The organism is Psychrobacillus sp. OK028 (assembly GCF_900103605.1).
GTDB lineage: Bacteria > Bacillota > Bacilli > Bacillales_A > Planococcaceae > Psychrobacillus.
This window is the reverse complement of record NZ_FNHY01000002.1, coordinates 115,076-139,342: the sequence shown is the minus strand read 5'-3', so window position 1 is coordinate 139,342 and position 24,267 is coordinate 115,076. Positions and strand designations below refer to the sequence as shown.

General features: G+C 36.2%; 23 protein-coding genes. 4 read left to right on the top strand and 19 right to left on the bottom strand.

Annotated features, from left to right (window positions below; translation table 11 throughout):
- Positions 1-113: 113 nt before the first annotated feature.
- A complete protein-coding gene (gene icd / locus BLR36_RS03880; protein WP_093060417.1) occupies positions 114-1,379 on the bottom strand; it encodes an NADP-dependent isocitrate dehydrogenase in 1,266 nt (421 codons plus the stop codon).
- 83 nt (positions 1,380-1,462) lie between these two features.
- The gene (gene citZ / locus BLR36_RS03875) at positions 1,463-2,578 is read right to left on the bottom strand and encodes a citrate synthase (protein ID WP_093060416.1); all 1,116 of its coding nucleotides are present in this window, start codon (positions 2,576-2,578) and stop codon (positions 1,463-1,465) included.
- 184 nt (positions 2,579-2,762) lie between these two features.
- Between citZ and BLR36_RS03870 the strand changes: the two genes are divergently transcribed.
- Positions 2,763-3,731, top strand: coding sequence for an AI-2E family transporter (locus tag BLR36_RS03870; RefSeq protein ID WP_093060415.1), 969 nt, complete (start codon positions 2,763-2,765; stop codon positions 3,729-3,731).
- Here the strand turns inward: BLR36_RS03870 and BLR36_RS03865 are convergent.
- The 8 genes from BLR36_RS03865 to BLR36_RS03830 form a co-directional block, all read right to left on the bottom strand.
- Positions 3,715-4,110 carry an FxsA family protein gene (locus BLR36_RS03865; protein ID WP_254771323.1) on the bottom strand — a complete coding sequence of 132 codons (396 nt, stop codon included), beginning with the start codon at positions 4,108-4,110 and terminating at the stop codon, positions 3,715-3,717. The two genes, BLR36_RS03870 and BLR36_RS03865, sit on opposite strands and share 17 nt — an antisense overlap.
- Before the next feature lie 304 nt (positions 4,111-4,414).
- The gene (pyk, locus tag BLR36_RS03860; RefSeq protein WP_093060413.1) at positions 4,415-6,175 is read right to left on the bottom strand and encodes a pyruvate kinase; all 1,761 of its coding nucleotides are present in this window, start codon (positions 6,173-6,175) and stop codon (positions 4,415-4,417) included.
- Between the two features lie 41 nt (positions 6,176-6,216).
- On the bottom strand, positions 6,217-7,176 hold the full coding sequence (gene pfkA / locus BLR36_RS03855; protein WP_093060412.1) for a 6-phosphofructokinase: 960 nt from the start codon (positions 7,174-7,176) through the stop codon (positions 6,217-6,219).
- Positions 7,177-7,260: 84 nt separating this feature from the next.
- Positions 7,261-8,214 (bottom strand): acetyl-CoA carboxylase carboxyl transferase subunit alpha, encoded by a 954-nt coding sequence (accA, locus tag BLR36_RS03850; protein WP_093060411.1) that lies wholly within the window; start codon positions 8,212-8,214, stop codon positions 7,261-7,263.
- Complete coding sequence (accD, locus tag BLR36_RS03845; protein WP_093060410.1) at positions 8,208-9,080, bottom strand: acetyl-CoA carboxylase, carboxyltransferase subunit beta; 873 nt, start codon at positions 9,078-9,080, stop codon at positions 8,208-8,210. The genes accA and accD overlap by 7 nt, the downstream gene beginning before the upstream one ends.
- On the bottom strand, positions 9,081-9,725 hold the full coding sequence (locus BLR36_RS03840) for a FadR/GntR family transcriptional regulator (protein WP_093060409.1): 645 nt from the start codon (positions 9,723-9,725) through the stop codon (positions 9,081-9,083).
- Between the two features lie 107 nt (positions 9,726-9,832).
- Complete coding sequence (gene dnaE / locus BLR36_RS03835; RefSeq protein ID WP_093060408.1) at positions 9,833-12,892, bottom strand: DNA polymerase III subunit alpha; 3,060 nt, start codon at positions 12,890-12,892, stop codon at positions 9,833-9,835.
- Between the two features lie 13 nt (positions 12,893-12,905).
- On the bottom strand, positions 12,906-13,835 hold the full coding sequence (locus BLR36_RS03830; protein WP_093060407.1) for a DHH family phosphoesterase: 930 nt from the start codon (positions 13,833-13,835) through the stop codon (positions 12,906-12,908).
- Positions 13,836-13,929: 94 nt separating this feature from the next.
- Between BLR36_RS03830 and BLR36_RS03825 the strand changes: the two genes are divergently transcribed.
- Positions 13,930-14,235 carry a YtpI family protein gene (locus BLR36_RS03825; protein ID WP_093060406.1) on the top strand — a complete coding sequence of 102 codons (306 nt, stop codon included), beginning with the start codon at positions 13,930-13,932 and terminating at the stop codon, positions 14,233-14,235.
- Between the two features lie 209 nt (positions 14,236-14,444).
- On the opposite strand, the gene BLR36_RS03820 is transcribed toward BLR36_RS03825, so the two are convergent.
- Together BLR36_RS03820 and BLR36_RS03815 are read right to left on the bottom strand one after the other, a co-directional pair.
- A complete protein-coding gene (locus BLR36_RS03820) occupies positions 14,445-15,752 on the bottom strand; it encodes a DRTGG domain-containing protein (RefSeq protein WP_093060405.1) in 1,308 nt (435 codons plus the stop codon).
- A gap of 55 nt (positions 15,753-15,807) precedes the next feature.
- Positions 15,808-16,497 carry a metal-dependent hydrolase gene (locus BLR36_RS03815; protein ID WP_093060404.1) on the bottom strand — a complete coding sequence of 230 codons (690 nt, stop codon included), beginning with the start codon at positions 16,495-16,497 and terminating at the stop codon, positions 15,808-15,810.
- Between the two features lie 124 nt (positions 16,498-16,621).
- Here BLR36_RS03815 and BLR36_RS03810 point away from each other — a divergent pair, with 124 nt between their 5' ends.
- The gene (locus BLR36_RS03810; RefSeq protein WP_093060403.1) at positions 16,622-17,716 is read left to right on the top strand and encodes a M24 family metallopeptidase; all 1,095 of its coding nucleotides are present in this window, start codon (positions 16,622-16,624) and stop codon (positions 17,714-17,716) included.
- A gap of 43 nt (positions 17,717-17,759) precedes the next feature.
- On the opposite strand, the gene BLR36_RS03805 is transcribed toward BLR36_RS03810, so the two are convergent.
- The 3 genes from BLR36_RS03805 to ald form a co-directional block, all read right to left on the bottom strand.
- Complete coding sequence (locus tag BLR36_RS03805; RefSeq protein ID WP_093060402.1) at positions 17,760-18,098, bottom strand: fluoride efflux transporter FluC; 339 nt, start codon at positions 18,096-18,098, stop codon at positions 17,760-17,762.
- Positions 18,095-18,451 carry a fluoride efflux transporter CrcB gene (gene crcB, locus BLR36_RS03800; RefSeq protein ID WP_093060401.1) on the bottom strand — a complete coding sequence of 119 codons (357 nt, stop codon included), beginning with the start codon at positions 18,449-18,451 and terminating at the stop codon, positions 18,095-18,097. Before crcB ends, BLR36_RS03805 begins: the two co-directional genes overlap by 4 nt.
- Positions 18,452-18,517: 66 nt before the next feature.
- Positions 18,518-19,633, bottom strand: coding sequence for an alanine dehydrogenase (ald, locus tag BLR36_RS03795; protein ID WP_093060400.1), 1,116 nt, complete (start codon positions 19,631-19,633; stop codon positions 18,518-18,520).
- A 226-nt stretch (positions 19,634-19,859) separates the two neighbouring features.
- Between ald and BLR36_RS03790 the strand changes: the two genes are divergently transcribed.
- The gene (locus BLR36_RS03790) at positions 19,860-20,315 is read left to right on the top strand and encodes a universal stress protein (RefSeq protein WP_093060399.1); all 456 of its coding nucleotides are present in this window, start codon (positions 19,860-19,862) and stop codon (positions 20,313-20,315) included.
- Between the two features lie 83 nt (positions 20,316-20,398).
- Here BLR36_RS03790 and BLR36_RS03785 read toward each other — a convergent pair whose 3' ends face one another.
- The 4 genes from BLR36_RS03785 to BLR36_RS03770 all read right to left on the bottom strand — a co-directional run bounded on the left by BLR36_RS03785 (position 20,399) and on the right by BLR36_RS03770 (position 23,989).
- The gene (locus tag BLR36_RS03785) at positions 20,399-20,716 is read right to left on the bottom strand and encodes a hypothetical protein (RefSeq protein WP_139185061.1); all 318 of its coding nucleotides are present in this window, start codon (positions 20,714-20,716) and stop codon (positions 20,399-20,401) included.
- A gap of 160 nt (positions 20,717-20,876) precedes the next feature.
- Complete coding sequence (locus BLR36_RS03780; protein WP_371326694.1) at positions 20,877-22,634, bottom strand: extracellular catalytic domain type 1 short-chain-length polyhydroxyalkanoate depolymerase; 1,758 nt, start codon at positions 22,632-22,634, stop codon at positions 20,877-20,879.
- Between the two features lie 460 nt (positions 22,635-23,094).
- The gene (locus BLR36_RS03775) at positions 23,095-23,682 is read right to left on the bottom strand and encodes a hypothetical protein (RefSeq protein WP_093060397.1); all 588 of its coding nucleotides are present in this window, start codon (positions 23,680-23,682) and stop codon (positions 23,095-23,097) included.
- Entirely contained in the window at positions 23,675-23,989 is a 315-nt protein-coding gene (locus BLR36_RS03770; protein ID WP_093060396.1) for a hypothetical protein, read from the bottom strand. The genes BLR36_RS03775 and BLR36_RS03770 overlap by 8 nt, the downstream gene beginning before the upstream one ends.
- Positions 23,990-24,267 lie beyond the last annotated feature (278 nt).

Genomic DNA, 24,267 nt, shown 5'->3' with positions numbered 1-24,267 from the left:
CTCGTGTTGCTGGCGACTGAAGCTAGACAAATAATTAGTTAAAACACACTTTTATTTTTATAAGAAAAGGAAGGGAAAATTCCCTTCCTTAAAAACCAAAATTCAGTTTTATATTACATGTTTTTAATAAGTTCATCAGCGAATTCAGAACATTTAACTTCAGTTGCACCATCCATTAAGCGAGCGAAGTCATAAGTCACCACTTTAGAAGCAATAGATTTCTCCATTGAATCCATGATAAGTTTAGCAGCTTCATTCCAACCTAAATGTTCTAACATCAATACTCCTGAAAGAATTACAGAAGATGGGTTAACTTTGTCTAAACCAGCATATTTAGGAGCTGTACCATGTGTAGCTTCGAAAATAGCATGTCCAGTTACATAGTTAATGTTAGCTCCTGGAGCGATACCAATACCACCAACTTGTGCAGCAAGTGCATCAGAAATATAATCTCCATTTAAGTTCATTGTAGCTACTACATCAAACTCTTTTGGACGAGTTAAAATTTGTTGTAAGAAGATATCTGCAATCGAATCTTTTACTAGAATTTTGCCGTCTGCAAGTGCATCAGCTTGTGCTTTATCAGCTGCTTCTGCTCCTTGCTCTTCTTTAATTTGATCATATTGGTTCCAAGTAAATACTTTATCACCAAATTCTTGTTCTGCTACTTCGTAACCCCAAGTTTTGAAAGCACCTTCAGTGAATTTCATGATATTTCCTTTATGAACTAATGTTAAAGAAGTACGACCTTCTTTAATAATATAGTTAAGAGCAGCACGAACTAAACGTTTTGTACCTTCTTCAGAAATTGGTTTAATACCGATACCTGAAGTTTCTGGGAAACGAATATTTTTCACTCCGAATTCTGTTTGTAGGAAGTCGATTAGTTTTTTCGCATTATCAGTACCTTTAGCATACTCAATACCTGCATAGATATCTTCTGTATTTTCACGGAAAATAACCATATCTGTATCTTCAGGACGTTTAACTGGAGATGGAACACCAGTGAAGTAGCGAACTGGACGTAGGCAAGTATATAGATCAAGCTCTTGACGTAAAGCTACGTTTAAAGAACGAATTCCCCCACCGATTGGCGTTGTAAGAGGTCCTTTAATAGCGATTAAGTACTCATTAATAACATCTAAAGTTTCTTGAGGTAACCATTCACCAGTTTTATCGAATGCTTTTTGACCAGCAAGAACTTCTTTCCATTCAATCTTCTTTTCACCATTATAAGCTTTTTCTACTGAAGCTTCTAATACACGTGATGCTGCAGCCCAGATATCCGGACCAGTTCCGTCACCTTCGATGAATGGAATTACTGCTGTGTTTGGTACGTTAAGTACACCATTTTCTACTGTAATTTTACCTGTTGTCATTTGTTTTTTCCTCCTACCATCATAATCATAGGGCAGTAAACACGGGAAGTGTTTAAGCCCTATCTACTAAGATAATACTACTATTATCTTTCTTCAATTGGAATATACTTTTGCATTCCAGGTCCAACATATTCTGCACGAGGACGAATTAAACGGTTATTTGCATATTGCTCTAGAATATGAGCGCTCCAACCAGAAATACGTGATACGGCAAAAATTGGTGTAAATAAATCATGATCTATTTTTAAAGAATGATAAACAGATGCAGAATAGAAATCTACATTTGGTGGTAGATTCTTTTGCCCTGTAACTATTTCTTCGATACGAATAGACATATCATAAAGTTTAGATTCACCATTAAGTGTAGTCAATTTTTTAGACATTTCACGTAAATGTTTTGCACGTGGGTCTCCTTTTCTATATACACGGTGACCGAATCCCATAATCTTAACTTTATTGTCTAACTTGTCTTTAATATAAGTATCGACATTTTCAAGTGTATCGATTTCTGTTAACATTTTCATAACTTGTTCGTTAGCTCCACCATGTAGAGGTCCTTTTAAAGCACCAATAGCAGCTACTACGCCTGAATAGATATCTGAAAGAGTAGCTACACATACGCGAGCAGTGAATGTAGATGCATTCAGTTCATGGTCTGCATGTAAAACAAGTGCTTTATCAAATGCTTCGACTTCTATGTCTTCTGGTAATTCACCGTGTAGCATGTACAAGAAGTTAGCAGCATAACTTAAGTCTGATTTTGGTGCAACAGGCTCTAGTCCTTTACGAACACGTGAGAAAGCTGTAACTAGTGTTGGGATTTTTGCTTGTAATTTAATAGCTTTTAAGTAATTTGCCTCATCGGACATATCTTCTGCAGCATCATCATATAATGCAAGCATAGAAACTGTCGTTCTAAGAGCAGTCATTGGATGAACTTCCTGGATTGGGAATGTTTTGAAATGATTCAAAATTTCTTGTGGTACAGCCATGTTATCAGCTAATTGTTGTTTCAATTCAGCTAATTCTGTAGCATTTGGAAGTCGTTTATGCCAAAGTAAGTACACTACCTCTTCGAAACTAGCATTGTTTGCTAAATCATCAATATCGTATCCAACATATGTAAGTGTGTCATCGATGATTGAACTGATTGACGTTTCTGCCGCTACAATTCCTTCTAAACCTTTAGTTGTTGTCATATCAAAGTCTCCCTTTTACACATAACACTTCTGACCAAATTTCACAGAAGAATTATATGTATATATTAATGTTTTTAGCATTGCTTACTTAAACAGTATAATCAATTTTGGCGTTTTTGTGAATGAAAACGCTTAAGTTTATTGAAAATTATCTTTAAATCTCCTAATTATTTGAAAAGATTGGATGAAAATGATTACTCTACAATTAAATAAAAAAGATTTTTTGTCGCAATGGGTACCATTTGGAATAATTATACTAATATCATTAGTCGCTTACCCTCTCACCTTGTCAATAATTGGTGGTTATTTTCTTTTTCCCATAACCCAGTTGTTACATAAAAAATTCAAAATACCAGTTTTAATTAGTGTTCTCCTCACAGTGATTTTCATATTAGCGAGTTTTTTAGCTATATTGTTTTTTCTAATTCAGACTTTAATAGTTCTAATTCCATTTATACACGAGCATGTTGTACAATTACCTGTTATGGAATTACAAAACCATCCTATATTTATGTTGTTTGAAGGCAAATTCCAGACACTCCTAAACAAACTATTAAATGATTTATTGATAAATGTGACACATATTCCTTCTTACTTTTTTGAGATATTCCTTTTTAGTATTGGATTATTTTTTTCTTTAATTGAATCTTTAAAAGACCGTGAGTGGTTTTTAATTTACTTTCCTAAAAAAACCCGCAAACTTTGCCATCGTGCATTACTTAAATCCTCTACGATTGTAAATCAATTTATTCATGTAGAATTGAAGCTTTTCATTTTAACGTTTGTATTAATATCTATTGGATTATCAGTATTAGGATTACATAATCCGATTAAGTATGCATTTCTAATTTCTTTAGTCGATAGTATTCCTTTTTTAGGTACAGGCCTAATACTGATTCCTTTGTCTATTTACTTTTTTTTAATGGAAATGCGCATGGTTGGTACAATCGTCTTGCTTTTATATCTATTTGTACAGTTAACAAGACATATTGTCGAATCGGTACTCTGGTCATCCACAACACAAATAAAGGCTGTCCACGTCTTTTATTTGAGCGCGGCAGCCATTTTAATATTTGGATTTATTGGGATTTTGTTTAGTCCTTTTATTTATTTGTTCGCCCATAAATGGGAGAGCTTTACGAAGACTTCATGACAATAACTTGTCCTTTTTTCATTTTCTTACGGATCCATCTATAAACTAATGGTTTGAACAAGTTTCGAGTCGGAGCAAATAAAAGCATTAAACCTAATATATCTGATATAAATCCTGGTAGCACTACTAAAATAGCTCCTACAAATATACTAATGCCATTTATCGCAGCTTCACCTGGTGCTTGGTAGTTTTTAACGCTTTCTGAAACTTCTCGAAATGCTTTTAGACCCTGTCTTTTTGCAAGATATCCACCAATAATACCACTTGCAATGATCAATAAAAATGTATAACCTACACCAATAGTTTTACCTGAGAGCATTAGGATATACAATTCAACCGCCGGGATTAATATAAACAATCCAATAATCCATTTCATCATTTCACCTTCCTATCTGAAATAGCTAAGCGCTTCTAACGTAGGGGGCGGACTCCAATAGGAACAGCACGAGCTGCAAGCCCCACAGGAAAGACATTGATCGAACTTTGTTTGGCCATTGTCTTTGCGACGAGTAACCTCAGTCCCAGTTACGAGGAGATTGAAGCCGTGCCCACGTAAAGCGTCCGCCTGGAGCGGAAATCTGCAGTATGGTTAATTCTTTATATACCAACAGCACTACATTAGCAGCAAAATATTATATCGTTCCATTCAATAAAAGCCCCACCTTTTATGGTGAGGCTTGCTATTAAATTATGCTTGCATGACCATGATAGATAAAGCCACTTTCGGCATCTATCGTCAATTCTTGTCCATTTTTAATAAGCGTTGTTGCATCTTTAACGCCCACAATTACTGGTACTCCTAAGCTTAACCCTACGACTGCCGCATGACTAGTCAATCCACCCTCTTCGGTGATTAAGCCTTTGCATTTTTCAATACCAGGAACCATATCACGGTCAGATCCTAACGTCACAATAATACTATCTGTCGTATCTTTTCCTGCTAACTCTTCTGCATTATTCACGACTATTGCTTTACCGAAAGCAGTACTTTTACCAATACCTTGTCCTTTTGCAACTAAGTCGCCAATAATATGGACCTTCATCAAGTTTGTAGTACCCGCTTCTCCAACCGGTACACCAGCCGTAATTACAACTAAGTCACCATGGGTAACATACTTATGAAGAATACTTTCCTCTACAGCATCTTCTAAAATTTCATCTGTAGAATGAGCTTTTTTCCCTACAATTGGATATACTCCCCAAACTAATGTAAGTTTTCTAGATGGAGTTTCTGATGAAGTAACTGCAATAATCGGAACACCTGGTCTAAATTTTGAAATCATTTTTGCAGTATATCCACTTTCAGTTGGTGCAATAACTGCTTTAACTTTTAGATTAATCGCTGTGTGTGCAACTGCTTGACCAATAGCATCCGTTAGATTTACATCACGTGCCTTACTAATTTTAGTTACATTTTCACGATAATCTACAGCATTTTCTGTACGTCGTGCAATTTTATCCATCGTTTGTACAGCTTCTACTGGGTAAAGACCTGCTGCTGTTTCTCCTGAAAGCATTATCGCATCTGTTCCATCAAATATTGCGTTTGCTACGTCACTTGCCTCTGCTCGAGTAGGTCTAGGATTACGTTGCATCGAATCGAGCATTTGAGTAGCGGTAATAACAGGTTTTCCAGCTTCGTTACATTTCCCTATTAGTTTCTTCTGAACTAAAGGAACTTCTTCTGCTGGTATTTCTACACCTAAATCTCCCCTTGCAACCATTAAACCGTCAGAAACTTGAATTATTTCATCAATATTATCTACGCCCTCTTGGTTTTCGATTTTAGGAATAATTTGAATATGTGCACCATTATTTTCTTCTAGTAGTTTGCGGATTTCTAACACATCTTTTGCACGACGAACGAAGGAAGCTGCAACAAAATCTATATCCTGCTCTATACCAAAAAGGATATCCTGTGCGTCTTTTTCTGTCATACCAGGTAATTGTACAGAAACGCCAGGTACGTTTACACCTTTATTATTTTTTAACGTTCCTGCATTTTGAATATAAGTGGAAATAATTCCATTCGCTTTGTCAATTTTTTGTACGACTAATTCAATAAGACCGTCATCTAAAAGAATGATTGATCCTTCATGAACATCCTCGATTAGTTTGTCGTAAGAAATAGAGAAACGATCTAAAGTTCCTAATACTTCTGTCATCGAAATTTCTATTGTTTCACCAGACTGAAGTTCCAGTGCTCCATTTTCCATTTTATGTGTACGAATTTCTGGTCCCTTAGTATCCAACAAGATTCCAACAACTTTACCTAACTTATTAGATACTTTACGAATCGTTTGAATTCTTGCAGAATGCTCCTCGTGATTTCCATGTGAGAAATTCAATCTGGCAACATTCATTCCAGCATTGATTAATTTCTCTAACATTTCTTCTGATTCACTTGCGGGTCCAATTGTACAAACTATTTTAGTTTTTCTCATAGTACAGTCCTTTCTATAATGGCAAGATATTTACCCAGTTGTTAAATGGATAATTCTTTTGATAATTGATACATCGACATATCAAAATCCTCATGATTTTCAAATGCTTCATTCATATCATAGTCTACCACTTGATGATTCTGGATGCCAATAGCACGCCCACCATTTCCTTTTAGTAGAACCTCTACAGCTTTAGCTCCAAATAAACTCGCAAGCACACGATCGCGACCTGTAGGAGAACCACCGCGTTGAATATGTCCAAGTACAGAAACTCTCGTCTCAATATCAGCTAAGTCTTTCAGTTTTTTAGCAAATTCTCCACCACTCATTACACCTTCAGCAACAATAATTATACTATGCTTTTTGCCACGTTCCGAACCGCTTTTTAGACGTTCTACAATCTCATCCATATTTATCTCAACTTCAGGAATAATGATAGTTTCTGCTCCTCCAGCAAGACCAGCCCATAAAGCTAGATCTCCAGCATCTCTTCCCATTACTTCTACGATAAAAGTACGTTCATGAGATGTGGCAGTATCTCTAATTTTATCAATACTTTCTATGACTGTATTTAACGCTGTATCAAATCCCAGTGTATAATCCGTACCAGGAATATCATTATCAATTGTTCCGGGAATTCCTACACAAGGGAAACCATTTTCGGTCAGTTTCATAGAACCACGGTAAGAACCATCTCCACCGATAACTACTAATCCTTCAATTCCATGAGCTTTCAGCTGCTCTATACCTTTTTGTTGCCCTTCTTCCGTTTTGAATTCAGGACATCTTGCTGAATATAGCTTAGTTCCACCTCTTTGAATGATGTCACCTACAGAACCTAGATCTAAAACTTCCATTTTACCCTCTATTAATCCTTGATAGCCATGGAAGATCCCAACTACTTCAATACCCTCAAAGATGGCCTTTCTTACAACTGCTCGCACAGCTGCATTCATACCTGGAGCGTCTCCTCCACTTGTTAAAACACCAATTCTCTTCATCTACTTCCCCTCCATAATATGAATTTCATACTATAAGCTTAACATGAAATGAATTAAAAAAAAATGCGCCGTGTCTGGCGCATTTTATTCATTGAATTCTCCAATATTTTTAAATTTAGAATATCGATTTTCAACTAATTCATCTGGTGTTAATTCGCTTAATTCTTTTAAAGAAGTAAGTAGTGTTTCTTTCATATACATAGCCTGTGCCTCTATGTTTTTATGTGCTCCCCCATGAACCTCTGTAATGACAGTGTCAATTATACCCATTTTCTTTAGATCAGGTGCAGTGATTTTCATCGCTTCTGCAGCTTCTTTTGCGAGTGCAGCATCCTTCCAAAGAATAGATGCTGCTCCTTCAGGTGAAATAACGGAGTACGTAGAGTTTTCTAACATATGAATGTGATTAGCTACACCTAATGCTAATGCTCCTCCACTTCCACCTTCGCCAATAACAACACTAATAACCGGTACTTTTAAACCAGCCATTTCTACTAAGTTCCGAGCGATGGCTTCACTTTGACCGCGTTCTTCTGCCGCCTTTCCTGGATAAGCTCCCTTTGTATCAATCATACAAATAATCGGACGGTTAAACTTTTCTGCTTGTTTCATCAATCGTAATGCTTTTCGATATCCCTCTGGATGAGGCATACCAAAATTACGCTTAATATTCTCTTTCGTATCTAAGCCTCTTTGATGTCCAATAATTGTTATTGGTTTACCTTCAAACAAAGCTATTCCACCTATAATTGCAGCATCGTCACCATAGAGTCTATCTCCATGAAGTTCGATAAAGTCTGTACATAATAATTGAATATAATCTCTCGTTGTTGGACGACTAGGGTGTCGAGCAACTTGAACACGGTCCCAAGGTTCCATATTTTCATATACTTCTTGCTCTAATTTCTCTAGTCTTGCTTCGAGGTTGACAATCTCTACTGACATATCCACGTCAGCATTTGCCGTATACTCTTTAAGTTCCTCAATTTTTGTTTTTAATTGAATGATTGGTTCTTCAAAAGGTAGTACTTTTACCATTTTGTGACCTCCTTAGTCGTATGAAGATGAACGATGGAAGCTACTTTTTCACGCATTTCTTTGCGATGAATTATGGCATCTAGCTGACCATGATTCAATAAAAACTCAGCAGTTTGAAAATCCTCTGGAAGTTTTTCTCGTACCGTCTGTTCAATCACACGTCTCCCCGCAAAGCCGATTAACGCTTTAGGCTCGGCTATATTTATATCTCCAACTGATGCAAAACTCGCAGAAACTCCACCCGTCGTCGGATGAGTAAGAATGGAAATATATAAAAGACCATGATCACTATGTCGTCTAAGCGCAACGGACGTTTTAGCCATTTGCATTAACGACAAAACGCCTTCTTGCATTCTTGCTCCACCACTTGCAGTAAATATTATAAAAGGAATACCAAGCTCTGTAGCTTTCTCCACAGCTCTTGTAATTTTTTCTCCTACTACTGACCCCATTGATCCCATTCGAAAATGAGAATCCATTATTGCTAAGGCGACTTGTTGTCCGTCCAGCTTTCCAAGTCCAGTAAGAACAGCTTCATTCAAACCACTTTTCTGCGAGTCTGCCTTTATCTTTTCAGTATAGCTTGGGAAATTCAATGGATTTACTGTTTCTAAATGATCATCCATTGATTCAAAAGAATCTTCATCTAAGAATGTATCTACACGCTCCCACGCTGTCATTTTCATATGATGATCGCAAGTAGGGCATACCTTGAAATTCTTCATCAAGTCTTTTGTAAATACATTTTTTCTGCATTCTGGACATTTCACCATAATGCCTTCTGGTACATCATTTTTTGCTTTTTCAGTTGGTATTGTGGCATATTTTTTCTTTTGATTTTTTCTAAATATATCTCGAATACTCATTTATACATCTCCCCTATTGATTAACAAAAGCCATTCATAATATAAAGAAAACACCTGGTGTTCTTCTCCCTTTTGTAACGAAGTTAGAAGCTGAATCCAAAGAGACTTCTCTTGTAGGTTCATATTCTCTCGGTAAGGCTCTCCTGCAAACTGCTTTAACAAAAACCATATTTTTAATCCTAATCGATTATCCGAGATGATGATAATTTCACGAATTATATCCTCTCTTACAATTTCTTCTTTAATAAGTTTTTCTTTAAAGGCTTCCCATATATGTAGTCTATAAAGTCTCTCCGTGTTACAAATTGTATGAATAGCATCCTTTTCCAATGCTTGCCTCGTTATATGCACATCTTCCTTTGACTTCGACTCTTGCAGGATAAATGTAGACAACAGCTCGACAAGCCGATGCTTTCGATAATCCGAAAGAAAAGTACCTTCCCCACGTCGTGTTTCTATTAAACCGAGTAATTCTAAACTTCTTAGCGCTTCTCTGATAGTTGATCTACCTACTTGAAGCCGCTCTGCTAGCTCCCTTTCGGAAGGTAATTTACCACCAACAGAAACATTTTCATCTGCAATTAGCTGCCTCAATTGTTTTACTATTTCCAGAAACATTTTTTTAGGATTATTCGTTTGGTTCATTGAGCCTCACTCTTCCATAAATTACAAAGTGGTCTGACCACTCATAAATAATAGCATACAAAAGATTTGCTCAAACGTAAAGAAAAAACTGCATATAAAATATGCAGTTATTTCTCAATATGTTTAGTTATAATTTGGGTGCGTCCATTTCTACGTTCTGACTTTCCAGTAATAACAAGCATTTCCTGCTCTTTTAATAGAGCATTGAATTTTGCGTATTCCTCTGGAAAAAGTGTTACGGACAAGTTACCAGTATCGTCCTGAACAGTTAGAAATGCCATTGCTTCCCCTTTTTTTGTCCTAATTCTTTTTATGTCCTGTATGAGTCCTACTATCTTTACAGGCATATCTCTCGTTGTTTGCAATATATCCCAAATATCATTTAAATTATCACTGAGCGTTTTCTTTTTAGATAATGTTGGATGCTCAGAAAAGTATTGACCTAAAACCTCTTTTTCAAATTGTAACTTCTCCATAATCGGAAGTGGGTCCGTTTTGATATATTTAGACTTTCCAAAGTGGGAGGCATCCCCGCCAAATAAATCAGATTCTTCCGTAGGACTTATCAATTCTGCATATTTGACCGCCGCATCTAAAGTACTTAAAAGAGTAGATCGATCAAAACCAAAATCATCGAGAGCTCCTGCTTTTATCAAAGGTTCTACATTTTTTCTCGTAAAGTGAATTGCAGACAGATCAGAAGCAAGCTCAAAAATATCCTCCCATTTGTTTTCTCTTTCCATACGTTTTTGCAGTAGTTTTTGAATAAAATTATGAGAAACCCCTTTTATAGCTTGTAACCCGAATCGGACCCCACTATTTTCCATCGTAAAGAAACGCTGACTTTGAAAAATAGAGGGAGCTAAAATGGTTATGCCTTTATGTCTCATTTCCATCAATAACTCATTGATTTTCGCTTGGTTGCCTGTAGCTTGACTCAGTAATGCGCTATAAAAAGCTACGGGAAAATGGGCTTTCAAATACGCCATTTGAAAGGAAATAACACTATAAGCAACTGCATGACTCTTTGGAAAACCATAGTCAGCAAATCGGACGATTAAATCATAAACAGCTGAGGCTGATTGTTCTGAATGTCCCTCTTGAATAGCTTTTTGAACAAAATGTACTCTTTCACTTTGTAATACTTCACGATTTTTTTTGCTCACAGCTCTACGTAATAAATCGGCTTCCCCGAATGTAAAACCAGCCATTTTAGAGGCAATTTGCATGATTTGCTCCTGATATACAATAATGCCATATGTTTCTTTTAATATCGGCTCTAAAATCGGATGTTCATAGGTTACTTTAGCTTGACCCGCTTTTCGCTTTGCATATAGAGGTATGCTCTCCATAGGACCTGGTCGGAATAATGCATTTACTGCAACAACATCCTCAAATTTTGTTGGATTGATTTGTTTTAGGGCTTGTCGCATTCCGGTCGATTCCAATTGAAATACCCCTGTTGTATCCCCCTGCTGTAATAACTGAAAGGTTAATTCGTCATGTAGGGGTATTTCGGATAAATTAAATGGATTCGATTGTTTATAATTAATGATCTTCAAAATTCTTTCAATAATCGTCAAGTTTCGCAACCCTAGAAAATCCATTTTAAGCAGTCCGACTTGTTCTACTTCCTTCATCGGCCACTGTGTCAAATAGATATCCTCATGCCCACTTTGAATGGGTATGACATCTACTAAAGGAACTGGTGATAATACGACACCGGCTGCATGCGTAGAGGCATTCCTTGGTAGTCCTTCCAAAGCAAGCGCGACGTCAAACCATTTTTTTCGAATTTCTTCTGTCTGTATAAACGCACGCAATTTCTCGGACATTGCAAATGCTTCTTTTAACGTAATCCCTGGCTTAGAAGGGATAAAAGAAGAAATAGCCTCCAAGGTGGAAGATTCGAAACCGAAAATTCTTGCAACCTCTCTAGCCGCTGCTTTTGCCGATAAAGTACCGAACGTTATTATTTGAGAAGCATAGTTCTGACCGTACTTTTTAACGACATATTGAATAACTTCCATTCTTCTCGAATCAGCGAAATCGATATCAATATCTGGCATTGTAATTCGCTCTGGATTTAAAAATCGTTCAAATAACAAACCATAACGGAGCGGGTCTACATCCGTGATATTCAAAGAAAATGCGACTAGTGAACTGGCAGATGATCCACGGCCTGGACCTGTTAATATGTTTTGCTGCTTAGAAAATTTCATAAAATCTTGAACGATTAAAAAATAGTCTTCATAGTTCATCTGGTTTATGATGGATAATTCATAATTTAATCGATCTATATATGGCTTGGTGACTTCCTTTAGTCGATTATTCAAGCCATCCTCACATAGCTCTCGTAAGAAGTCCTTTGAATTTTTCGTTTCAGGTAATGGAAATTTCGGCATTATTGAAGCTGTTCTTTCGATGGAAACGTTACAGCTATTGAGCATCTGTTCCGTGTTTTCAAGCCATGAGGGAACATCGGAAAACCATCTACCCCATTCTTCATTAGAAAGTAGATGAAGCGTATTGGTGGAGGGTTTAAGACGTGTATGGTCATTCATTTTGAGTGATTGATCCATTGCGTTTAATACTTCATAAGCAAAGGCATCTTCTTTTTCTATGTATCTACTCATATGGAACACAGTAATTGGGATCGATAGCTGCTTACTGAACTCCACAATCATTTCTTCATGTTCTAATTTTTCTCCATTTTGCCGTTCAATTGCCAAGTAGAAGTTCAAATTACCAAATATCAATTGTAATTCGCTTAGCTGCTCGAACGTCGTAGTTGCGTCTCCTTTGTAAAGGCCGATTAATCCATTTTTATATGCTTCTAGCCATCTTTTTGGTAGCGCTGTAATGTCTCTTGTCTCGAGACTACTAGATATTTTCAATAGATTTTCATAGCCATTCGCATCTTTCGCATATAGCACCATTTCTACTACAGTTAACTCCAATTGAACTTTTACAGTGAGTCCAAGTACAGGTTTAATATTTTGCGCTTGTAATGCATGCCAAAAAGGCAGTAAACCATACAATCTGCTATTTGTAATGGCTGCCGCCTTTGCATTATTTTGTTTTAACTTTTGTGTAAGTTGTTCCAATTGTATTGTGCTTTTCAGCATATCCGCCGATGTCACAATTTGTGGATATACTGTTTTCATGTAAACACCTCAATTACAACATTTTTAAATCTTCAATAACTAAATCTGCTTCCTCCCATGTCTTTACAGCAGCTCCTGAAGCAAGAGGATGTCCTCCTCCCCCATACTTTTTAGCTATACCATTAATAACAGGACCTTTTGAACGTAAACGAACTCGAATTTCAGAGGAATCTTCTATAAAGAATACCCAGCATTTCATCCCCTTCACATCCGCTAACGCACTTACTAGGAGAGATGCTTCTGATTGATCTACTTGATACTTATCAAGAATTTCTTTCGTAAGTTTCACATGACCTACACCAGTTTCATCCATTTCAAAATTTGCATATACATAACCTTTTAACTGAAGGAGATTTCTTTCGACTTCATACATTCCGTTAAATAATGTAGTACTATCAAAACCATATGTAAGTAAGTTACCAGCGAAATCCATTGTCTGCTTTGTTGTACTTTGAAACATAAATCTTCCGGTGTCGCCGACAATTCCTGCAAATAATAATCGAGCGATAGAAGCATCCATTTTCCACTGCTTATAGATTTTTGCTTCCTCGAACAGCTCACAAATCATTTCACTAACCGAACTAGCAGCTGTATTTACCCAAAGTAAATCTCCGTAAGCATCATCGTTTGGATGATGATCAATTTTAATAAGAAAACTTCCTAGTTTATAGCGTGCATCATCTATTCTTTCCGTATTTGCTGTATCTGTAACAATAATTAGAGCACCTTGAAAGTCCTCATCGGAAACATTGTCAGGATATGCAAGGAAATTTAATGTCTCATCATGTGTGCCAGTTGCTAAAACTTCCTTTGTCGGATAATTTAGTGCAATAAGCTCTTTTAAACCAATTTGTGAACCATATGCATCTGGATCAGGTCTAACATGGCGATGCAAAATAATTTTGTCATATTTTTCGATTGTGTCTATGATTTGTCTTTTCAATGGAAATACCTCACTTATATGGTTTTACGATTCGCATTTTTTAAAATTTCCCTTTACAATAGACAGAAGGTTAACTTTTTATTGGAGGTTCGTCATGCTTAATATTATTTTAGTAGCTTTAATAGTAATTACGTTTGTTTGGTATTTTTATTTTAAAACGAAACAATTCCGCACACCTTTACCTATTCGCAAAAAATGGTTTGGTGCAAAGGCTTCTGTATGTTTAGGTGCTTTTTTGTTGTTTTTCGGTATTAACTTTATAATCATTTATCAATCTTCCGTAACCTATATTGTCGCGGGTCTGTTTATACTACTCGGAGGATATTTTACATATCATAATGTTAAAGTAGCCAAGCATTACGGTCAATTCGTGGAAGAGGAACTATCTATAAATCAATGATGCAGCTAAACTAGCTGCATCATTTTTTATTGCTTAGGAAATTATAAAATCTTTGGCATGTTCATAGCATTCTAAGAGTGATTTTCCGTCCAGACTTCAGCGCCTAGCCCCTCTATTCGCTTCAGACTTGCGAATAAAGACAAAGAACGCCTTTATTGCAAAACTTTCGACGTTCGTCAGGGCTGAAATAGCCGCGAGGGCTTTTGTTCTTAACGCTCCAGTAACTGATAGGTTACCATTGCTTTTCCGACTAGTAGCTTGTCGTTATATACTTCAATATCCATCTTCGCTACTCTTCTACTCAGCTCCAATACTCTCGCTTGAATGCGTAGAATACTTTCTAGTTGAATCGGCTTTGTATAGTAAATCGTCATATTCTCCACGACACTTTCACCGCGTTTACGAATCTTCAACGTTTGTGCTCCTGTTTCTGTTACTAATATCGTAAAAGCTCCATTAGACATTGCACCGTAATGATCCGTCATTTGTGGTGTAACAACGAACTCAAATAGAAATTCTTCTGTAGAAATGATTTTTATTTGTTGCTTTACAATATCATCGATCGTTTCACCGTTTTGTGGTTGTCTAGCAGCAGCTTGAAGGGCTTTTAATACATCCTGCCTACTAATAACTCCCTCTAAATAATTTGTTTCACGAACTACTGGCAATAAATCTACACCTTCCCAGATCATTCGATGACTTGCAGAGGATACGCTTGTTTTCATCGTGACGGAAATCGGATTTTTTGTCATTACTTTCTCGATTGTTTCATTGTTCGATTTACCGATGACATCTCTAGCAGTAACAATCCCCACCAGTTTCTTAGATCCATCTACAACTGGGAACACACCATGTGTGGTCGCATCATTCAGCACTCGGTATTGTTTGACCTTATCAGTTGCAATTAAATAAGACGTCTCTTCAAGTGGGATATAAATATCCTCTATTAACAAAACATCTTTTTTGATGAGTTGGTCGTCAATTGCTCGATTGATCATCGTAGCTACCGTAAATGTGTCAAAACTTGTCGATATGACAGGTAACTCCAGCTCATCTGCTATTTTTTTTGTGGAGTCTGTCACATCAAAGCCACCTGTTACTAATACAGCTGCTCCTGCTTTTAAAGCTGTTTCATGAACTTTTAATCGATTTCCTGCTATTAACAGATTGCTCGGTTCAACATAACGCATCATGTCTTCGAGCTGCATGGCACCGATGACAAATTTGTTTAATGTTTTATGCAATCCAGTTTTCCCACCTAATACTTGTCCATCGACAATATTTACTACTTCAGCGTAGGTTAAACGCTCAAAATGCTCTTTTATCTTTAACTCAATACGAATCGTTCCAACTCGCTCAATTGTACTAACTAGTCTTCTGTTTTCCGCCTCTTTTATCGCGCGGTAGGCTGTCCCCTCGCTGACAGTCAAGTCCTTTGCAATTTGTCTAACAGATATTTTATCACCGACTGGAAGTTTTTCAATATATGCTAAAATTTGTTCGTGTTTTGTTGTCATGTAGTCACATCCAAACGATTATTATACGTTTATTGTACCACATATGCCTCCATTCCTAGTCACGTTTCAATTGAACATGATCCCCGGCATTTAACACTTGAACTTCAGCACTATCCACTAGGTTTTTAAATAATTGTGGATCCTGTTTAATCGGCGGGAACGTATTATAGTGAATAGGTACAACAATTTGGGGTTTTAACAGTTGGACAGCGTAGGCAGCATCTTCTGGTCCCATAGTGAAATTATCCCCAATTGGTAGGAATGCAACATCAATATCATTGCGTTCTCCTATTAGTTTCATATCTCCAAACAAAGCTGTATCTCCGGCATGATAGATTGTTTTATCTTCTATTGTTAGAAGAACTCCTGCTGGCATTCCACCGTAAATTGTCTCTCCACCTTCTGTTGTATATGAACTGCTATGGAAAGCTTGCGTGAATTTCACTCTCCCGAACTCGAAATCATAAGCTCCCCCTATACCCATTGCATGTACTTTAATTCCTAATGATTCAACATACTCGGCAAGTTCGAAAATCGCAATTACAGTAGCGTTATTTCTTTTTGCTAGATCTACTGTATCCCCAAAATGATCATTATGACCATGTGTCAATAAAATAACATCTGCTTTTTCTTCAGACGCAATTAAATCAGTTTGTCCATTTCCTGTAATAAATGGATCAATTAAAATCGTGTGTGCATTTGTTTTTATTTTCACAACTGAATGTCCGTGATAGCTAATTTGCATAATATTTTCTCTCCTTATAAAAAAGTATTATTAAATTATTTCTCCTTATATATTCATTCCACGTAGATGCCAGAAATCCTTTATTCTGATATGCTAATAGTATTAAATCTAAAAGGGGTGCCCTATGAATCAAACCGAAAAAATCCAATCATATCTTCAAGCACAACAAATTGATGCCGCATTTATTACTACTCCAGATAACGTTTTTTATTTTACTGGATTTAGAAGTAATCCACATGAGCGCCTTTTAGGAGTAGCAATTTTTAAAAATTCCGCACCATTTATCATTTGTCCTAAAATGGAAATACCAGATGCGAAAGCAGCAGGATGGAACGGAGAAATAATTGGTCATCAGGACACAGAAAATGCATGGGATATCCTCGTTCAGAAGATGAATGCAACTGTGGGTAAAATTCAAAGCATTGCTGTTGAGAAATCCCATCTGACAGTAGAAAGATTAGAGGCACTAGAAGAACGTATATCCAATCTTCAAGTATTTAGGATTGATGAAAAGATTAATGACCTTCGTGTTATAAAATCAGAAGCAGAATTAGTTAATATGCGTATGGCAGCAGAGCTAGCAGATTATGCCATTGAAGTAGGTTGCAAGGAAATTGCAGAAGGAAAAACGGAGCTTGAAATTTTAAATACTATCGAATTAGCCGTTAAAGAAAAAGGGGCTGCTCAAATGTCCTTCGATACAATGGTACTAAGCGGTCCTAAAACAGCTTCTCCTCATGGCACTCCTGGGGATCGTAAAATTCAAAAAGGGGACTTCATACTATTCGATTTAGGCGTTGTTTATAATGGCTATTGCTCGGATATTACGCGTACAGTAGCATTTGGGGAACCTACTCCAGAAAAACGGGAAATATACGAAACAGTTCGCCGAGCTGAGGAAGCAGCTGTTGAAGCAGTTAAACCAGGGATTACAGCTATGGCACTTGATAAAATTGCGAGAGATGTCATTACGGAAGCTGGTTACGGTGATTATTTCACTCATCGTCTAGGACATGGACTTGGAATTTCAGTTCATGAATTTCCATCGATTACTGGTGTGAATGATATGAAACTTGAAAAAGGTATGGTATTTACAATCGAACCAGGTATCTATCACCCCGAAATCACAGGCGTTCGTATAGAGGACGATGTAGTGGTAACAGAAAATGGTGTAGAAGTGTTAACTAAATTTCCAAAAGAATTACAAATTTTATCATAGATTCTAGAAAGCGCTGCTAATAATTGGCAGTGCTTTCAAACTCTCAAACGAGGTATCCAATATATGCCAAAACAAATCCACCTATATAAGTAGCAAGAAAATAAAGAAGCCAGACTTTAGGATGCTTTTGTAAAGTATATAGTTCTTTATTTAATGTGGAGAAAGTTGTTATGGAACCTAGCAACCCTGTTCCAAGTATTAGCATATAAATTTCGCTTGCTTGTCCTCCGACTAACAATCCGAGTAAGAATGCTCCAATAAGATTTACTGAAAGAGTACCATATGGAAAAGCATCACTTGTACCGTTATTTAGCCTTTTGGAAACAATATAGCGTATATTTGCACCTATAAACCCTGCAATCCCTACTAGGATGATACTCATTTAGCCACCTCATTTTTCCAACCAATATTACTCATTATGATTCCACCTACAATGCTAAGGATAATATAAAGTATAGCAAATCCAATTTGTCCATTTTCTATCATCGTTATCGTTTCCACGCTAAATGCAGAAAAAGTTGTAAAAGACCCTAGAAAACCAGTACCTATAGCAGACTTGAGTTTATTTGAAAACGGTAGCGTTCTAGACGTTATAAATGCCAATGCATAGCATCCCACCAGGTTGACCAGTAAAGTAGTAAACGGAAACTCTGAGTCAACTAATATAAAAACACTTACCAAATACCTTGCAATTGCTCCAATTGCTCCTGCTATTCCTATATACATATACCGCATTTAGATCACTCCATTAATTAGAAATCACCCAAAGCATTGCTGCCTCGAGTGATTATTTTTAAGCTATTAGTTTAAAAGCGTCGCAACATCCACATAAGGAAGATCTTGTGCTTCTGCGACGGCTTTAAAGGTAACATGTCCAGCTAACGTGTTAATCCCTTTTTGAAGAGAAGGATTATCTAAACACGCTTGTTTATAGCCTTTATTGGCAATTTGTAATGCATACGGAATTGTAGCATTTATCAGGGCCATAGTAGAAGTTCTTGGTACTGCTCCAGGCATATTAGCAACAGCGTAATGTACTACCCCATGCTTTTCGTACGTAGGGTTATCGTGTGTTGTAATACGATCGGAAGTTTCAAAAATACCACCTTGGTCGATTGCAATATCAATAACAACAGATCCAGGAGACATCGTTTTAATCATTTCTTCTGTTACTAGTTTCGGAGCTTTTGCACCTGGTATTAAAACACAACCTATCACTAGGTCAGCTTCTTTCACTGCTTCAGCAATATTATATGGGCTAGAAATCAATGTTTGGATGCTCGCTCCAAAGATATCCTCTAATTGACGTAGGCGATCTGGATTTAAATCGATGATTGTAACTTGTGCTCCCATTCCAATTGCAACACGAGCGGCACTAGCACCAGCAATACCTCCCCCAATAATTGCTACTTTCGCACGCGGAACTCCAGGAACTCCCCCAAGTAATATTCCTTTTCCCCCATTAATTTGCTCTAAATACTGTGCTCCTATTTGAGTTGACATACGACCAGCAACTTCACTCATTGGAGACAATAAAGGTAATGTATTATTAGGCAATTGAACTGTTTCGTAAGCAATTGCTGTCACTTTTTTTTCTAGTAAAACTTTTGTTAAATCTGCTTCAGGTGCTAGGTGTAAATAAGTAAAAAGAATCGATTCTTCGCGAATTAAATAATATTCTTCATGAGTAGGTTCCTTTACTTTCATGACCATTTCTTGATTCCAAGCTTCTTCAGCTGTAGATACAATTGTTGCTCCTGCAGCGATGTAGTCTTCATCGGTAAAGCTTGAACCAAGTCCAGCACCCGTTTCAATAAAAACCTCATGTTTATAATGCTTTAAGCTTACTACCCCAGCAGGCGTCATTGCAACGCGATTTTCATTGTTTTTTGTTTCCTTTGGAATCCCAATACGCATTTCTTGCATCCTCCTATGTAAACCATGTTGGTGTGAAAATGACACAATATATAAATGTATCATTTCATACAAATCTATCTTATCATTTATATATTTAAAATACTTCAACTATTTAATTTACGGATTAAAATGTTCACAAATAAGACTAAATAAAAAATGAATGATAAGAAGGAATATGTCTAAAAATCTCGAATAATATATATATAACTATAAGGAGGTTTTTAAAATGACATTAAGATACAATCAAATTCTAGTGGCTGTCGATGGTTCGAAAGAAGCCGAATATGCATTTAAAAAATCTGTATCTATTGCAGCACGTAACAATGCAACTTTAAACCTTATCAATATTATCGATACTCGTTCATTTGCTGCAATTGAGGCGTATGATCGTTCAATTGCAGAAAGAGCACAAACTTTTGCAGAAGATTTACTAGGTGGATATAAAAAAGAAGCTCTTGCTGCTGGGGTAAAAAACGTGAATGTCGTAGTAGACTATGGTTCACCAAAATCAATGATTTCTAAAGACATCGCTAAAAAGGTTGAAGCAGATTTAATCATCTGTGGTGCGACAGGTCTAAATGCCATGGAACGATTCTTAATCGGTAGCGTATCCGAATATATCGTTCGCTCCGCTTCTTGTGATGTATTAGTAGTTCGCACTGACGAACCACTAGAAGCATAATTTAGTAGAATAATATAAAGTGGTTGATCGTGATACTTCTCACGACCAACCATTTTTATATTAAAACTAGGGACTTAAACTCTTTAAATCAAACTTTTTCTCGAAAAGATATAGATCCCCATAACCAAGCAGAACATACTTATACTCCAGGCTACTCCTGCAAACCCTATCTGAAGTGATATTTCTTCTGAGGCCATTGGGTGATTATAATCGAAGGAAATAGCATTATAGCCAAAAAGTATGGCAACCGTAAAAAATATAAAGTACAAGAAGATCCACGCATAACCAGTTATTGATTGTTTATTTTTTATAGCAAAAAATAATGTAAATATTATTGCAATTATCATAACAATTAAGAATCCTACAATTAATATTCCTTTTACTTCTTGTTCTAGTGGCATTAGCGCCCTCCTTAGTAAATCTACAAATTCATTCAGCTTTCTATTCTACAAAACCCCTTAAAACTCCTGCCATTTTTTAAACTAAAAGGGCGTAGAGTATTTTCTCTACACCCTCTTTTAATATTATTTTTTAATCTGTTCCAATGTTTTACTGAATATCTTAATTGCTATTAATTATAAGTGTTGGTGCATAATCGACAGTTTCACCTCCATAAAATTCAATGAAATTAGAGTTGAGCCCTGCCGTAGTTTCAGCCTTTAATCTGAATTGTGTAATACCGTTCAAGTTGATCTGTGCCAAACTATTGATAGGTATATTAATATCCAAATATTCACCTTCAACAGGTGAGAAGCTACTTAAATTTGATTGGGTAGCTGAATTGGCATAATCTGTTTGTTCAATTGTAGAACTTGTTCCGAATACTCCATTTTTCATGTCTAATCGGAGTATTGAAATCGTTCCTAGTTTCGTTTTAATATATAGTCGAATTTTGGCTGATTCTATAGGTTCTGTTATTGTACTTGTATCGAACGATAAAATACCTCTATACGTATCCGTATTATACATTCCTTTATCCCCAACCTTAATGGTCGCATTACTTTTTCCATCTGCAGTATACTTTCCTACAAACCCATCTTCATTGCCATTGGATGATATGGTTGTTTCATCTCTAGGAGTATCTTCTGTTTTAATAAAATACTTTTCTGTTTTGACTGATTCGGAGTTGCCATCACTATCACGACTAAAGAACTTTAAAGTTGTGTCTTCTGTTATTGAAAGCGCTTTTGAATATATTGTTGAGTTGATAGTTGGTTCAGATCCATCTGTTGTATAGTAGGTCGTCCCTGTTTTATTAGAATTGAGCTCAACACTTACGGAACCATTGTAAGTTCCTCCAGCTGGAGTTGCAGTTGTAACAGGTATAACCGCAGGGGGGTCTACTTCATTTTGAAAAAATTCCCACATCATTCGACTAGCATCAGGACCTTGTGGATCTGTGTAACTTCCTTGTGAACTTCCTCCTGACCATGCATGCCCCATATTTAAGATATTAATCTTTTTCATCCAAACTTTTTCATCCTGTGCTTTATAGTCATATACCGTATAACTTTTTCCAGATGGTACCTGTAAATTCTGTGTGTTATCCGCTTGGTCGTTTAGCCATCCTTCGGTTCCAGTCGCAGCTAAGCTATTTGTTATTGCCCATTGGGAAATGACTTGATCTCCATTTACTTTATTAACTGTGTAGTCAGAAGTTCCATGAAAGACAATAACCTTCAATGGTTTAGCCCTACTTCCCATTGCGTTATAGGCATCTCTTCCTCTTTGAGTTGGATTTGCTCCACCACTAGACATCGCTGTAAAAGCTTCAGTCATACTAGTAGCCGCCTTATATTCTAAGCCTGCTCCAACTCCTACACCTGAAAAGACATCTGGATACGTTGCGCCCATAATGACACTCATTGCAGCCCCTGCTGAAAGACCAGCAACGTACACTTGATCATTCTGGATAGAATAATTAGTTTTAATGGATTGCACCATACCAGCAATCACACTAGGCTCGCCACTTCCACGAGATTGATGACTTGGTTCAAACCAATTCCAACATTTATTTGAGTTAGAGCTTGAGTTTTGTTCTGGGTAAAGTACCAGAAACTCTTTTTCCTCTGAAAGCGCATTCATTTTTGTTCCTGTTGAAAACTGAGCAGCATCTTGTGTACAACCATGTAACATAACAAATAGTGGATAACTCTTACTAGAGTCATAGTGACTAGGCACATACAACTTATAAGTCTTTCCACCATAGGATCCTGAGATAAAACCTCCTGATGCTTTTGTCATTGAAGGCAAACTAACCATAGAACCAATTAGCACTAGACAGATTACAAAGAACCAAATTCTTTTATATCGTATCAATAAAACAACCCCTTCCATTTGATTTAACCAATGGTAGGGGATTGGAGTTACAAATAAGTTACAAAATACTTTAATTTCAAGATAAATATTACTACTTTTATAGAGTTTTAGCACTGTAAAAAGTTACAAATTAAAGCTTGACGATGGACTTTTCCAAAGGTAATCGCTCGTTCAAACTCCCTACAAGACTCTTAAAGCTTCGCAATTCTCACCGTATCTCTTGCAATCATAATCTCCTCGTTTGTCGGAATAACAATCACTTTTACTAGTGAATGAATCCCTGATATGACAACGTTTCGAAGCATTATTAATCTAATTATACCATTTCGGTTGTGATTGCTCCATTATTTATAAAAATGGTTATGATTTCTTTTCTAAGCTTTATTCTCATTTTTTTCTTACTTAATAATTTTCAACCAAAGTAAGCTTTTGATTAGTGAATATTTAACAACAATTGCTTTTATTTTCGTTTTTTGGGATATCTGTTTTTTCTATGAATTTTTATTTTTTCTCTTCCTCTTTGTTGCTTGTCCTTGTCGATACAAAAACCAGCATTTGAGATATAATCAAATAATAAAATAGTTTTTAATGAATTAGAGAGTATCCCATATCTTTTATCAGCTCCATGCAGAATGGCGTTTCTGCTAATTCCTGACTTAATAGGCTCGCCATGTTTAAAACTTTGTATAATGTTTTTTGTATAATATTCATGAATCTCTGTATCGAAATTAAAGCCACTTTCATTGTTATCATCTTTTAATAAGCATTCCAACAGTAATTCAATTATTTTCCCGTCTACTTTACCCCTAATATTAAAAGTATCTATTAAAACACCCTCTAATTGTGTAAGCAAAGTGGGAATTGTTACGTTATACATTCCTAAATTATGAGCCATGATTACATTTCTTAAAATAGACATTCTTTCTTTTAAGAGTTCGTTTGACTCCCATTCAAAAGCTATCAATCTAATTTTTTCTGAACTATAATAATTAAACATAAATTCGTCTATGATTTCAGTTGTTAGATCCTCGCTGTTATTTTCATACAATTAATCTCATAGTAGGAATATCAATGCCGTTGTGCGGTGGATAACCCATCTCTACCATTAGAGCCTTAAATACTTTTAAGTCTTCCTCGGTTTCTAAAATTCCTTTACTTAATCTTGAAACTGCTTCCAAAATTTCATTCTCATCAAAGTACTTTTTAATTAATTGACCTAGATGGTTCATCTTTAAAGCAAATTCACCAATTGAACTGAATACAGGTTGCATCTTTCTATTAAAGTCTATTATTTGATGGTTCATTCTTTTTACTGACTCAATAAATGTTTTATTAAAATGAAATTGATTTGCCAACGTAACATCTCCAATCATAATAATTAATGTTTATTTCATTTTTTCTTAAAAACTTTATTAAATAGTTTATTATTTTAAAATTTGTGTGGGCTGTTTCACTTTATAACTCATGTTTTTTCAACTCTACCTATTAAGTGCCTCTGGTACTCTTTTCAATCATGGAAAAACTAAGTTTATAGAGCATTCATCTAAGTTTCAAAAAAGAGCCCAACATACGTCAGACTCTCTCCCATTTATCAATAAATTAATTGAACAAGCTCTTCTTATGTAATACCACC

Bases quoted from the DNA above. Each gene is read 5' to 3' on its own strand.
- icd (WP_093060417.1), bottom strand. From the start codon at position 1,379: ATGACAACAGGTAAAATTACAGTAGAAAATGGTGTACTTAACGTACCA.
- citZ (WP_093060416.1), bottom strand. From the start codon at position 2,578: ATGACAACAACTAAAGGTTTAGAAGGAATTGTAGCGGCAGAAACGTCA.
- BLR36_RS03870 (WP_093060415.1), top strand. From the start codon at position 2,763: ATGAAAATGATTACTCTACAATTAAATAAAAAAGATTTTTTGTCGCAA.
- BLR36_RS03865 (WP_254771323.1), bottom strand. From the start codon at position 4,110: ATGATGAAATGGATTATTGGATTGTTTATATTAATCCCGGCGGTTGAA.
- pyk (WP_093060413.1), bottom strand. From the start codon at position 6,175: ATGAGAAAAACTAAAATAGTTTGTACAATTGGACCCGCAAGTGAATCA.
- pfkA (WP_093060412.1), bottom strand. From the start codon at position 7,176: ATGAAGAGAATTGGTGTTTTAACAAGTGGAGGAGACGCTCCAGGTATG.
- accA (WP_093060411.1), bottom strand. From the start codon at position 8,214: ATGGTAAAAGTACTACCTTTTGAAGAACCAATCATTCAATTAAAAACA.
- accD (WP_093060410.1), bottom strand. From the start codon at position 9,080: ATGAGTATTCGAGATATATTTAGAAAAAATCAAAAGAAAAAATATGCC.
- BLR36_RS03840 (WP_093060409.1), bottom strand. From the start codon at position 9,725: ATGAACCAAACGAATAATCCTAAAAAAATGTTTCTGGAAATAGTAAAA.
- dnaE (WP_093060408.1), bottom strand. From the start codon at position 12,892: ATGAAAACAGTATATCCACAAATTGTGACATCGGCGGATATGCTGAAA.
- BLR36_RS03825 (WP_093060406.1), top strand. From the start codon at position 13,930: ATGCTTAATATTATTTTAGTAGCTTTAATAGTAATTACGTTTGTTTGG.
- BLR36_RS03820 (WP_093060405.1), bottom strand. From the start codon at position 15,752: ATGACAACAAAACACGAACAAATTTTAGCATATATTGAAAAACTTCCA.
- BLR36_RS03815 (WP_093060404.1), bottom strand. From the start codon at position 16,497: ATGCAAATTAGCTATCACGGACATTCAGTTGTGAAAATAAAAACAAAT.
- BLR36_RS03810 (WP_093060403.1), top strand. From the start codon at position 16,622: ATGAATCAAACCGAAAAAATCCAATCATATCTTCAAGCACAACAAATT.
- BLR36_RS03805 (WP_093060402.1), bottom strand. From the start codon at position 18,098: ATGAGTATCATCCTAGTAGGGATTGCAGGGTTTATAGGTGCAAATATA.
- crcB (WP_093060401.1), bottom strand. From the start codon at position 18,451: ATGCGGTATATGTATATAGGAATAGCAGGAGCAATTGGAGCAATTGCA.
- ald (WP_093060400.1), bottom strand. From the start codon at position 19,633: ATGCGTATTGGGATTCCAAAGGAAACAAAAAACAATGAAAATCGCGTT.
- BLR36_RS03790 (WP_093060399.1), top strand. From the start codon at position 19,860: ATGACATTAAGATACAATCAAATTCTAGTGGCTGTCGATGGTTCGAAA.
- BLR36_RS03785 (WP_139185061.1), bottom strand. From the start codon at position 20,716: ATGCCACTAGAACAAGAAGTAAAAGGAATATTAATTGTAGGATTCTTA.